Annotated in this window: 10 protein-coding genes and 3 tRNA genes; 8 read left to right on the forward strand and 5 right to left on the reverse strand. The window is 66.5% G+C overall.

The window, feature by feature from the left end; all coding sequences use genetic code 11:
• The first annotated feature begins 41 nt into the window (after positions 1–41).
• The 5 genes from kdsA to ABNQ40_RS23075 all read left to right on the forward strand — a co-directional run bounded on the left by kdsA (position 42) and on the right by ABNQ40_RS23075 (position 5,127).
• Positions 42–869: a 3-deoxy-8-phosphooctulonate synthase gene (gene kdsA / locus ABNQ40_RS23055; RefSeq protein WP_109050328.1), complete on the forward strand. Its 828-nt coding sequence runs from the start codon at positions 42–44 to the stop codon at positions 867–869.
• 114 nt (positions 870–983) lie between these two features.
• Positions 984–1,427, forward strand: a complete 444-nt coding sequence (locus tag ABNQ40_RS23060) for a DUF192 domain-containing protein (protein ID WP_342210684.1) — start codon at positions 984–986, stop codon at positions 1,425–1,427.
• A 91-nt stretch (positions 1,428–1,518) separates the two neighbouring features.
• Complete coding sequence (locus ABNQ40_RS23065) at positions 1,519–3,165, forward strand: efflux RND transporter periplasmic adaptor subunit (protein ID WP_391349027.1); 1,647 nt, start codon at positions 1,519–1,521, stop codon at positions 3,163–3,165.
• A 19-nt stretch (positions 3,166–3,184) separates the two neighbouring features.
• Positions 3,185–3,898 carry an ABC transporter ATP-binding protein gene (locus tag ABNQ40_RS23070; RefSeq protein WP_391349028.1) on the forward strand — a complete coding sequence of 238 codons (714 nt, stop codon included), beginning with the start codon at positions 3,185–3,187 and terminating at the stop codon, positions 3,896–3,898.
• Positions 3,895–5,127: an ABC transporter permease gene (locus tag ABNQ40_RS23075; protein ID WP_391349030.1), complete on the forward strand. Its 1,233-nt coding sequence runs from the start codon at positions 3,895–3,897 to the stop codon at positions 5,125–5,127. Before ABNQ40_RS23070 ends, ABNQ40_RS23075 begins: the two co-directional genes overlap by 4 nt.
• Here the strand turns inward: ABNQ40_RS23075 and ABNQ40_RS23080 are convergent.
• Entirely contained in the window at positions 5,096–5,500 is a 405-nt protein-coding gene (locus ABNQ40_RS23080; RefSeq protein WP_391349031.1) for a hypothetical protein, read from the reverse strand. The genes ABNQ40_RS23075 and ABNQ40_RS23080 overlap by 32 nt on opposite strands.
• 155 nt (positions 5,501–5,655) lie before the next feature.
• On the opposite strand from ABNQ40_RS23080, the gene ABNQ40_RS23085 reads away from it, so the two are divergent.
• From ABNQ40_RS23085 to ABNQ40_RS23095, 3 genes are all read left to right on the forward strand, one after another.
• Positions 5,656–5,733, forward strand: a tRNA-Pro gene (locus ABNQ40_RS23085).
• A gap of 75 nt (positions 5,734–5,808) precedes the next feature.
• Positions 5,809–6,105 carry an ETC complex I subunit gene (locus tag ABNQ40_RS23090; protein ID WP_391349033.1) on the forward strand — a complete coding sequence of 99 codons (297 nt, stop codon included), beginning with the start codon at positions 5,809–5,811 and terminating at the stop codon, positions 6,103–6,105.
• A gap of 65 nt (positions 6,106–6,170) precedes the next feature.
• Positions 6,171–6,247 (forward strand) — tRNA-Arg (locus ABNQ40_RS23095).
• Positions 6,248–6,323: 76 nt separating this feature from the next.
• Here the strand turns inward: ABNQ40_RS23095 and ABNQ40_RS23100 are convergent.
• The 4 genes from ABNQ40_RS23100 to gyrA all read right to left on the reverse strand — a co-directional run bounded on the left by ABNQ40_RS23100 (position 6,324) and on the right by gyrA (position 11,830).
• Complete coding sequence (locus ABNQ40_RS23100) at positions 6,324–8,015, reverse strand: methyl-accepting chemotaxis protein (protein WP_391349035.1); 1,692 nt, start codon at positions 8,013–8,015, stop codon at positions 6,324–6,326.
• 209 nt (positions 8,016–8,224) lie between these two features.
• Positions 8,225–8,300 (reverse strand) — tRNA-Lys (locus tag ABNQ40_RS23105).
• Between the two features lie 141 nt (positions 8,301–8,441).
• Positions 8,442–9,005, reverse strand: coding sequence for a pantetheine-phosphate adenylyltransferase (gene coaD / locus ABNQ40_RS23110; RefSeq protein WP_391349037.1), 564 nt, complete (start codon positions 9,003–9,005; stop codon positions 8,442–8,444).
• A 23-nt stretch (positions 9,006–9,028) separates the two neighbouring features.
• Complete coding sequence (gene gyrA / locus ABNQ40_RS23115; protein ID WP_109050034.1) at positions 9,029–11,830, reverse strand: DNA gyrase subunit A; 2,802 nt, start codon at positions 11,828–11,830, stop codon at positions 9,029–9,031.
• Between the last annotated feature and the right edge of the window lie 81 nt (positions 11,831–11,911).

Here is an 11,911-nt window from a genome sequence, read left to right on the forward strand (position 1 = left end):
GGGCGGCGCCCTCTCGCCTCGATTTGTTTTGGAGCACTCCGATGACCACGCCGCGCGCCGTTCAGGTCGGCGACCTGACCATTGCCAACGACCGTCCCTTCGTCCTGATCGCCGGCCCCTGCCAGATGGAAAGCCGCGACCATGCGATGGAGACCGCGTCCGCGCTGGTGGAGATGACCCGCGCGCTGGGCATGGGGCTGATCTACAAGTCGAGCTTCGACAAGGCCAACCGCACCTCCATCGCCACCGCGCGCGGTCTGGGCATGGACAAGGCGCTGCCGATCTTCGCGGAGATCCGCGAGCGGTTCGGCTGCCCGGTTATCACCGACGTGCATGAATCCACCCAGTGCGCCCCGGTCGCCGAGGCTGTGGACGTGCTGCAGATCCCGGCCTTCCTCTGCCGGCAGACCGACCTGCTGATCGCCGCCGCCGAAACCGGCCGCGCGGTGAACGTCAAGAAGGGCCAGTTCCTGGCGCCGTGGGACATGAAGAACGTCGCCGCCAAGCTGGTCGCCTCGGGCAACGAGCGCGTGCTGCTGTGCGAGCGCGGCGCCAGCTTCGGCTACAACACGCTGGTGTCGGACATGCGGTCGCTGCCGATCATGGCGGAGACCGGCTTCCCGGTGGTGTTCGACGCCACCCATTCCGTCCAGCAGCCGGGCGGGCAGGGCACCACCTCGGGTGGCCAGCGGGAGTTCGTTCCGGTCCTGGCCCGCGCCGCCGTCGCCGTCGGCGTCGCCGCCGTCTTCATGGAGACTCACGAGAACCCCGACTGCGCCCCGAGCGACGGTCCCAACATGGTCCCGCTGACGGACATGCCGGCCCTGCTGGCGAAGCTGCAGGCATTCGACCGTCTGGCGAAGTCCTAAACAGGCTTAATTTGGCTGGGGCGGGGCACCGTGCTTCACTGGCGCCTCTCCCGCATCCACGGGTCAAGTCAGCCTTCGGGGACAAGCATGATGGTCGGTCGGAGTTTTCGGGGTGTGGTGGCGGCACTCTTGCTGCTGGTGGTCGCCTTCCCGGCACTGGCGCTGGAGAGTTTCCAGAAATCCAAGCTGACCGTCGAGACGGCCGGCGGCGGCAAGTTCCGCTTCGACATCGAACTGGCGCTGACGCCCGGCCAGCAGGCCCAGGGGCTGATGTTCCGCCAGTCGATGGCCGCCGATGCCGGGATGCTGTTCGTCTACGACCGGGTTCAGCCCGCCAGCTTCTGGATGAAGAACACCCTGATTCCGCTGGACATGCTGTTCATCGCCGCCGACGGCCGCATCGTGAACATCCATGAGCGGGCGGTGCCGGAATCGCTGGACTCCGTCAACTCCGACGGCCCGGTCAAGGCGATCCTGGAGCTGAACGGCGGCATGGCTTCGCGGCTCGGTATCCGTCCCGGCGACCGTGTGGTTTCCCCGGACATTGCCAAGCCGTAAGCCGAAAGCTGAAAGACGGCCCCCCAGCCCATGACTTTCGCGTAAACTCTCCCAGATTCATCGTGCAGGTGGCGCGGTGCGGAGGTGCGCGATGGCCAAGGGAGCAGGCAGGCAGGCGGCGATTTTCATCGGACTGGCGCTCAGCGCCGTAGCCGGCCTGTCCGCCTATGTCGTGCTGGCGCGGGCCGAGCCCGGTCCGTCCTATCGTCTGGCGCGGGTGGAACAAGGTCTGCTGGTCAGCGCCATCACCGCCACCGGCACCATGAGCGCGCTGGTGACGGTTGAGGTCAGCTCGCAACTCTCCGGCCAGATCGCCGAGCTCTATGCCGATTTCAACAGCCGCGTCACCAGCGGGCAGATCCTCGCCCGGCTGAACGGCGATCAGCTTGCCGCGCGGCTGGCCCAGGCCGGTGCGGATGTCGATTCCGCCAAGGCGGCGCTGATCCAGCAGCAGGCCCTGCTCGACAAGGCGCGGGCCGATCTCGCCAATGCCAACGCCAGCATTGCCAATGCCGACGCGCAGATCGTCCGTGCCGACCTTGCCCAGCGCGATGCGGAGCGCGACCTGCGGCGGCGGCGCGATCTGCAGGGCCGTGGCGTGGTCGCCGCCGCCGATCTGGAAAAGGCGGAAACCGCGGCCCACAGCGCCCAGGCCCAGCTGATCGCCGCCCGTGCGCAGAAGCGGCAGGCCGAAGCGGCGGAGGCATCCGCCGAAGCCTCGCTGGCGGTCGCCGCCGCCCAGGTGGAGGTCGCCCGTGCCCAGGTGGCCCAGCGCGAAGCGGCCTTGCAACTGGTCCGTGTCGATTTGAACCGCTCGGTCATCCGGTCGCCCATCGACGGCGTGGTGGTGAACCGGGCGGTCAGCAGCGGCCAGACGGTGGCGGCCAGCCTGTCGGCGCCCACCCTGTTCACCATCGCCCAGGATCTGCGGCAGATGGAGGTGCTGGCCAACATCGACGAGGCCGACATCGGCCGGGTCCGCGAAGGGATGGCGGTGCGTTTCACCGTCAACGCCTTCCCCGGCGACAGCTTCACCGGCCGGGTGGCGCAGGTGCGGCTGGCGCCGAAGGAGGACCAGACCGTCGTCACCTACATCGTCGTCATCACGGTGGAGAATCCGGAGCTGCGCCTGCTGCCCGGGATGACCGCCAACCTGCGCATCACGGTGGACGAGCGGCCATCGGCGGTGAAGCTGCCGAATGCGGCCCTGCGCTTCCGTCCGCCGGGCGTCGAACCGTCCGCCGATGCGCCGGCGCCGACCACCGGCGGCCTGAATGGCGGGCGCGGTGCCGTGGCGCTGGAGGCTGCCGCCAAGCGGGTGACGGACGGGCTGAAGCTGGACGAGATCAAGCGGCGCGACATCGCCGCCCTGGTCGCCGAGGCCCGCGAGCGCTTCGCAGTACTGGATGCGGAAGGCGGCGATCCGGAACGCCGCCGGGTAGAGGCCAACGCCATCCGCACCGCGACGCTGGAGCGGATGGCCGGACTGCTCGACCCGGCGCAGCGCGACCGCTTCGAGTCGCTGGTCGATCCCGGCCGGGCAGCCGAAGCCACGCGCACCGTCTGGGTGCCCAGCCCAGGCAACGGGAGCCCTGTCGGTGTGCCGGTGCGGCTCGGCATCGGTGACGGCAGCTTCACCGAGGTGGTGTCCGGCGACCTGCGGGCGGGGCAGGAGGTCATCACCGGCATCCTCGCCGCCGACCGCGATACCCGCCGGGGACCGCGCCTTGGCTTCTGAAACGGCCGAGCCTCAGGTCGTGCCTCTGATCGCGGTCGAGCGCCTGACCCGCCATTACCGCATGGGGCCGCAGATCGTCCATGCGCTGGACGATGTCTCCGTCGTCATCCGTCGTGGCGAGTTCGTTGCGGTGATGGGGCCGTCGGGGTCCGGCAAATCCACCTTCATGAACCTGCTGGGCTGCCTGGACCGTCCGGATTCGGGCACCTACCGGCTGGATCGGCAGGAGGTGACGGGGCAAGAGGGTGCCGGACTATCCTCCGACGCGCTGGCGGCGGTGCGGAACCGCAGCATCGGCTTCGTCTTCCAATCCTTCAACCTGCTGCCGCGGCAGACGGCGCTCGACAACGTCATGCTGCCGATGGTCTATGCCGGCGTTGGCCATGCCCAGCGGGTCGAGCGGGCGCTTGCCGCACTCGACTCGGTGGGGCTGCGCGAACGGGCAAGGCACCGGCCGACCCAGCTTTCCGGTGGGCAGCAGCAGCGCGTCGCCATCGCCCGTGCGCTGGTCAACGATCCGCTGTTGCTGTTGGCCGACGAGCCGACCGGGGCGCTCGACAGCGCCACCAGCCTGGAGATCATCGGCCTGTTCCAGCGGCTGAACCGCCGCGGCATCACTATCGTGCTGGTGACGCATGAGCCGGAGGTGGCGCGCTTCGCGTCCCGCGTCCTGCACTTCCGCGACGGCCGGCTGATCGACGACGTGAACCAGACGCCGGAGGCCGCGGCATGACCGCCTGGGACGCCCTGCGCGCCGCGCTCGATTCGCTGCGGGCCAACCCGCTGCGCAGCGCGCTGACCATGCTGGGTATCGTCATCGGCGTGGCTGCCGTTATCGCCATGGTCGCGGTGGGCGCCGGTGCGCGCGATCAGGTGCTGCGCCAGATCGCCAGCTTGGGCACCAACCTGATCATGGTGGGGCAGGGCAGCATCGCCCGGGGCGGTGTGAAGCTGGGCGCCGGCACAGCCTCCTCCCTGACGGAGGACGATACGCTGGCGGTGCTGTCGGAGATCCCCGGCGTGGTGGTGACGGCTCCGTCGGTGCGCTGGGGGTTGCAGATCGTCGCCGGCAACCAGAATTGGGGCACCGTGCTGTTCGGCATCACGCCCGACTATATGGATGCCCGCGACTGGAATGTCGCGACCGGTCGTGGCCTGTCGGACGAGGATGTGGCACAGGCCAACAAGGTGGTGGTGCTGGGCCAGACGGTGGTGCGCAACCTGTTCGGCGGCGGCGACCCCATCGGGGAGCCGGTGCGGGTCTTCTCCACCCCGCTGACCGTCGTCGGCGTGCTGGCGGAGAAGGGGCAGAACACCCAGGGTCAGGATCAGGACGACGTCATCTTCGTGCCGCTGTCCGCCGCCAAGCGCAACATTCCGGGCATGGCGAAGAGCAACCCGCGCTTCATCCACACCATGGTGGTGAAGATGCGCGACGGCACCGACATGGCCGAGGCCCAGGCGCAGATCCGCGACCTGCTGCGCCAGCGCCACCGGCTGGTTGCCGGCCAGGACGACGATTTCTGGATGCGTGACCTGTCGGAGGTGTCCGCGACCCGTGATGCCTCGTCACGCGCCCTGTCCTTCCTGCTGGCCGCTGTGGCAGCGGTCTCGCTGCTGGTCGGCGGCATCGGTATCATGAACATCATGCTGGTGTCGGTGACCGAGCGCACGCGGGAGATCGGGCTGCGGCTTGCCATTGGGGCGCGGCGGCGCGACATCCTGGTGCAGTTCCTGATCGAATCGACCACCCTGTCGCTGATCGGCGCCGCCGTCGGCGTGGCGCTCGGCATCGGCACCGCCATGGGAGTCGCGGCTCTGGCCGGATGGCCGACGCTGATCCAGATCGACTCGGTCGTTCTGGCGGTGGTGGTCAGCGGTATCGTCGGCGTGTTCTTCGGCCTGTACCCCGCCAGACGGGCTGCCCGCCTCAACCCGATCGAGGCGCTGCGGCATGAATAGCCGCAAGGTCGGCCTTCACCTCGCCCGTCAGCACGACCAGCGGCACCTTGCTGCGCGCCAGCCACAGCGCCAGCCGGCCGACCCAGACCACCTCCCGCGGAACCGCCAGCAGCGCCGGCTGCCGTTCCGCCACCATGCGCGCCAGGGCGAGAGGGGATGTGGCGGCATGGCGCTTGGCAAGGTCGATCTGCCCGACGGCGGGATCCAGCTCCGCGCGCAGCGGTCCTCCGCCCATCGGCGCCACCACATCCACCGCAGCACCTGTTCGCAGCAGTTCGTGGGCGAGGTCGATGGCCGAGCGGCGGTCCGGCCGGTCGGCAAGGTCCGGCTGGAACAGCAAGATGGCGAGTGGTGCGGGGGGGAGTGATGGCAACGAAACGGATCCGGAACGGTGTTGACGACAGGCTGTTGAGCGACCGAATGCCGCAGCGAACGACCGGCAGGGCAGGCGGGATGGAAAAGACCGCGAAAGCGGTGCGCCCTCCGCTTGCCGTGAGCGTGGCGTTCGTGTATCTCACAACGCGGCGACGGGGCGTAGCGCAGTCTGGTCAGCGCGCCAGTTTTGGGTACTGGAGGCCCCCGGTTCGAATCCGGGCGCCCCGACCATCGCCAGAGGACAAATCCGCGTCCAAGCCATGGAGCCAGGACGCAACGGCAGGCATTTGGGGAGACGAGCGAGCCATGAACGTCCGGATCTATCAGCCGAGCAAGACGGCCATGCAATCCGGCCGGGCCAAGACTCACCGTTGGATGCTGGATTACGAGATCGAGACGCCGCGCCGTCCGGAACCGCTGATGGGCTGGACCAGCTCCGGCGACACGCTGAACCAGGTGCGCTTGTCCTTCGAGACCAAGGAAGAGGCCATCGCCTTCGCGGAGCGCGAGGGTTGGAGCTATACCGTGCAGGAGGTTGCGGTCCGCCGCGTCCGTCCGCGCAACTACGCCGACAACTTCCGCACCGACCGCCCGCGCTTCTGATAGCCTATGCGGCAGCCGGTATCGGCCCGAGTCGCGACCAGCATCCGGGGGAGAAACCGGGATAAGGCCCCATAGCTCAGTTGGATAGAGCAGCCGCCTTCTAAGCGGCAGGTCGCTGGTTCGAATCCAGCTGGGGTCGCCATCTCGGCAGTCCGTTTCAGAACAACGAAAAGCCCCGCTTCGGCGGGGCTTTTCGTTTGTGGTCGGGAGGCTGGCGCTCAGGCGGCCTTGATGTCGCCCAGGAAGGTTTCGACGTCCCGGCGCATCAGTTCGGCCTGCCGGGACAACTCGCCGGCGGCGGTCAGTACCTGACCGGCGGCATTGCCGGCCTCGCCCGCCGCCTGTGTCACCTGAACGATGCTGCCCGTCACTTCCTGCGTCCCGGCCGCGGCCTGCTGGACGTTGCGGGAGATCTCGTTGGTCGCAGCACTCTGCTCCTCGATGGCGGCGGCAATGGCGGTGGTGATGTCGTTGATGCTGCCGATGGTGCCGCCGATGCCGGTGATCGCCGTCACCACGCCCTGCGTCGTCTGCTGGATGGCGCCGATCTGGCTGGCGATCTCCTCCGTCGCCTTGGCCGTCTGGCCGGCAAGGCTCTTCACCTCGCTGGCAACGACGGCGAAGCCCTTCCCGGCCTCACCGGCCCGCGCCGCTTCGATGGTGGCGTTCAAGGCCAACAGGTTGGTCTGACTTGCGATGTCGGTGATCAGTCCGACGACCTCACCGATTTTCTGCGCGGCCTGGGCGAGGCTGCGGACAGCATCGCTGGTTTGGGAGGCTTCTTGCACCGCCTTGCCGGCGATGTCGGCGGAACGGGAGATTTGGGAACCGATCTCGCGGATCGAGCTGGCCATTTCTTCGGTGGCGGTGGCGACGGTCTGGACGTTGGCGCTGGTCTGCTCGGCCGCCGATGCCACGACGGTGGCCTGGGTGCTGGTCTGCTGCGCCATCGCCGACATGCTGTGCGCGGTGGCGTCCAACTCCGACGCGGCCGCTGCGACTGTGCGCAGAGCGGCGGTCGACGAATTTTCGAAGCCGGTGAGCAACTGCTCGATGGCTTGGGCGCGGCGCATCTTGGCCTGCTGTTCGGCGGCTTCGACGGCGGCGAGGCGATCGGCCTCGATCATGTTGTCCTTGAACACTTGGACCGCGCGGGCCATCGAGCCCAACTCATCCCGTCGCGCCGTGCCAGCGATTTCGACGCTCATTTCCCGGTTTGCCAGCCGGCCCATGGTTCCGGTCAGGGCATGAATCGGCTTTACGACGGCGGTCAGGATCAGCAGGGCGGCGCCCATGCCAAACATCGCCACCACGAGTATCGCAGCGGCGATCCAGTTACGGGAGACGACGTAGATCTTGGCCCCATTGTCCGCCGCCTTGACCCCCTCAACGCGATTGAAATTCACCAGCTCTTCCAGAATTGCCATGGCAGTACGGAATTCCTGTCGCGACTCGCCGATGAACAGTCCGGAGATTGCTACCGCGTCGTTCTTGCGCGCGAGAGGGCGCAACTTGTCCCGACTGATGGTGAAATAGCGATTGAGCGACTCGACGAGCTTTCGATAGGTCTCGGTTTCCCAGCCCGGTGTCAGCATGCTCTCGTACACGGCGCGCTTTTGTTCTATAGCGTGGATGATTTTTTCCAGGCTTTCCTCTTCCTTGCGGATCTCGGCCTCGTCCTGCACGGCGATCAATGCGCCTTCGCCGGTCCGGTAGGAATAGAAGGTCGAATAGAGATCGGAGACGGCGACGACCGAAGGCAGCCAATTGTCGCGAATCTCAGCCGCCTCGTCATTGACAGATGACATGCGGTTGATCGCAAACAGGCCAAGCAGCGCGGTGCCGATTAACAGCACCGAGAAAGCTGCAATCACCTTCGCCCGAACAGATGCATTCATCAACCGATCCATGGCTGAACCCTTTAATCTCTAATCGTTGTGAGTCTTAATAGAATCACGGGAAGATTAAATTGGGGCTTACCCTTATCGATTTCCTCTCATGGCCTACGAAAGAAAATATCAAAAAGGGGGATCTGATTTTTCCGATCCACGACTCGAAAAACCACGCTTGTGTGGCCTGTGAGAAATCGTTGATCGCGCTTGGTGGAAATTTGAAGGGATGGTGATCCGGGTGGGATTCGAACCCACGGCCACATGATTAAAAGTCACGTGCTCTACCGACTGAGCTACCGGATCATCCAGCGCGGCGGTGGGAAACTGGCCCCCGCCGGAAGTGGGCGCACCATAGAAAGACGCGCCTGAAAGGTCAACCATGGGGTTGATGGCGGATGCAGGATTTTGCATCAAGCCCGCCCATCAAACCCATGGCTTCGAGGATCAGGTCTGGCTGGTCGTCGGGACAGTGCCGTTGCCGGCCTCCAGCGCGAAGCGTTCGGCCAGCCGTTCGGCGACACGGGCCGAAACGAAATGGCGGATGTCGCCGCCCAGGCGCCCGATCTCCTTGACGAAGCGCGAGGAGATGAACTGGTGCTTCTCCGACGACATCAGGAAGATCGTTTCGACCTTCGGGTTCAGACGGGCATTCATGCCCGCCATCTGGAATTCATATTCGAAATCCGAGACGGCGCGCAGGCCGCGGATGATGACGCGGGCGTTCATCTCGATGGCAAAATGCATCAGCAGATTGTCAAACGCCCGCACTTCGATGCTGGCCCCGCCGGCATTCAGCGCTGCCACATCCTCGCGAACCATGGCGACCCGTTCGTCCGTGGAGTAGAGCGGCCCCTTGCCGGCATTCCGGGCGACACCGATGATCAGGTGGTCGACCTGACGGGCGGCGCGCTGAATGATGTCCATGTGACCGTTGGTGATCGGATCGAAGGTGCCTGGATAGACACCGATTCGACGACCCGTGCTGGTCTCGGTCTGGCTGGTCGCCATGGGTTCCCCTTTAGGCCCGTCCGTTATTCGTTCGGCCCGGTGGTGCCGCCGGCATCGCCGACCGACCCGACCGAACCGTTGGCGTCACCGCCGTCCTCGACTCCAGTCTCCCCGAGGCCGTTCTCACCCACGCCATTCTCGCCCTCTTCCTCGGCGATGGTGGCGACGGACACCACGCGTTCGTCCGCCCCCACGCGGAACAGAGTGACGCCCAGCGTCTTGCGGCCTGCCACCCGCACATCGTGCAGAGGCATGCGGATCACCTGGCCGCCGTTGGTGACCATCATCACCTGATGGTTCGATTCGACCGGGAAGGCGGCGACGATGGAGCCGTTACGCTCGCCCATCTCCATGTTCCAGATGCCCTGGCCCCCGCGTCCGGCGGTGCGATACTCGTAGGACGAACTGCGCTTGCCATAGCCGCGGTCGGAGACGGTGAGAATATACTGTTCCTTCTGTTTCAATTCTTCGTACCGCTCCTGCGACAGGGTGACGCTGTCGGTCGGCACTTCATCGGCTTCCGGAGCGGCCTCGCCCTCCATCTCCAGCCCTTCGTCGCGCTTCATCTTGAAGAAGGCGGCGCGTTCCTCGGGCGTGGCGTCGACATGGGCCAGGATCGACAGCGACACCACCTCGTCCCCGTCGGCCAGCTTGATGCCGCGCACGCCGGTGGAGGTGCGGCCGGCGAAGACGCGCACGTCGTCCACAGGGAATCGGATGCACTTGCCGCCGCGGGTCGCCAGCAGGATGTCGTCGGTTTCCGAGCAGGTGTGGACGCCGATCAGCCGCTCGCCTTCCTCCTCCAGCTTCATGGCGATCAGGCCGTTCGAGCGGATGTTGGCAAAGTCGGACATGCGGTTGCGGCGCACGTTGCCCTTCGACGTGGCGAAGACGACGTGCAGATCGGACCAGGCGGCCTCGTCTTCCGGCAGCGGCAGGACGGTGGTGATGGTCTCCCCGTCGATCAGCGGCAGCAGGTTGACGAAGGCCTTGCCGCGCGCCTGCGGATTGCCCAGCGGCAGCCGGTAGACCTTCAGCTTGTAGACCATGCCGCGGTTCGAGAACAGCAGCAGCGGCGTGTGGGTGTTGGCGACGAACAGGTCGCTGACCGCATCCTCCGCCTTCATCGACATGCCGGAGCGGCCCTTGCCGCCGCGCTTCTGCGCACGGTAGGTCGACAGCGGCACCCGCTTCACATAGCCGGACTGGCTGACGGTGACGACCATGTCCTCGCGCTGGATCAGGTCCTCGATGTCGGCCTCGAACTCCAGATCCTGGATCTCGGTGCGGCGCGGGGTGCCGAACCGCTCCTTCATCTCGACCAGCTCGTCGCGCAGGATCCCCATCAGCTTCGGCCGGTTGGCGAGCGTGGCGAGGAAATCGGCGATCTGGTCGGTGACGTCGGTCAGCTCGGCGCCGATCTTATCGCGCTCCAGCCCGGTCAGGCGGTGCAGGCGCAGGTCGAGGATGGCGCGCGCCTGGACTTCCGACAGCCGGTAGGTGCCCTGTTCGCTGACGCCGCGGCCCGGCTCGTCGATCAGTTCGATCAGCGGGCCGACGTCATGGACCGGCCACTCGCGGTTCATCATCTCCTCGCGCGCCCAGACCGGGTCGGGGGCGCTGCGGATCAGCTCGATCATCGCATCCAGGTTGGCGACGGCGACCGCCAGACCGACCAAGGTGTGCGCCCGCTCGCGCGCCTTACCCAGCAGGAACTCTGTCCGGCGGGTGATGACCTGCTCGCGGAAGCGGACGAAGGCGGTGATGATCTGCAGCAGATGCATCAGCTCCGGACGGCCGCCGTTCAGCGCCAGCATGTTGACGCCGAAGGAGGTCTGGAGCTGGGTGTGGCGGAACAGCTGGGCCAGCACCACGTCGGGAACCGCGTCGCGCTTCAGCTCGACCACCACGCGCACGCCGTCGCGGTCGGATTCGTCGCGCAGGTCGGCGATGCCCTCGATGATCTTGTCGTTCACGACCTCGCCGATGCGTTCCATCAGCTTGGCCTTGTTGACCTGATAGGGGATCTCGGTCGCGACGATGGCGGTGCGGTCCTTGCGCACCTCCTCGAAATGGGTCTTGGCGCGCAGGATGATCGAGCCGCGCCCGGTCTGCAGAGCCGCCCGGCTGCCCGAGCGGCCGAGGATCAGGCCGCCCGTCGGGAAATCGGGGCCGGGCACATGCTCCATCAGCTCTTCGAGCGTGACGTCTGGGTTGTCGATATAGGCGCAGCAGGCGTCGATCACCTCGCCCAGATTGTGGGTCGGGATGTTGGTCGCCATGCCGACGGCGATGCCGCCTGCGCCGTTCACCAGCAGGTTCGGGAAGCGGGCCGGGACGACGGTGGGCTCCCGGCCCGAATCGTCGTAGCTGGCCTGGAAGTCGATGGTGTCCTTGTCGATGTCATCCAGCAGCGCTTCCGCCGACTTGGCCAGACGCGCCTCGGTGTAGCGCATCGCCGCGGGCGGATCGCCGTCCATCGAACCGAAATTGCCCTGGCCGTCGATCAGCGGCAGGCGCATCGAGAAGTCCTGCGCCATGCGGACCATGGCGTCGTAGATCGCGCTGTCGCCGTGCGGGTGGTATTTACCCATCACGTCGCCGACGATGCGCGCCGACTTCTTATAGGGCTTGGTCGAGTCGTACCCGCCCTCCTTCATCGCGTAGAGGATGCGCCGGTGCACCGGCTTCAGCCCGTCGCGGACGTCGGGCAGGGCGCGGCTCACGATCACGCTCATCGCGTAGTCGAGATACGATTTCCGCATCTCGTCTTCGATGTTGATCGGCGCGATGTCGGAGGCGGGAGGAAGGGGCGTGTTGCTCAAGCAGGACACTCATTCTTCGAATGCGCCGCCGCTTGACGAATCCGCGGCAGTCACTGGCCTTGCGGGCCGAAGGTTTTGCCT

The sequence above is a fragment of the Azospirillum sp. A23 genome (genome assembly GCF_042938965.1).
Classification (GTDB): domain Bacteria; phylum Pseudomonadota; class Alphaproteobacteria; order Azospirillales; family Azospirillaceae; genus Azospirillum; species Azospirillum melinis.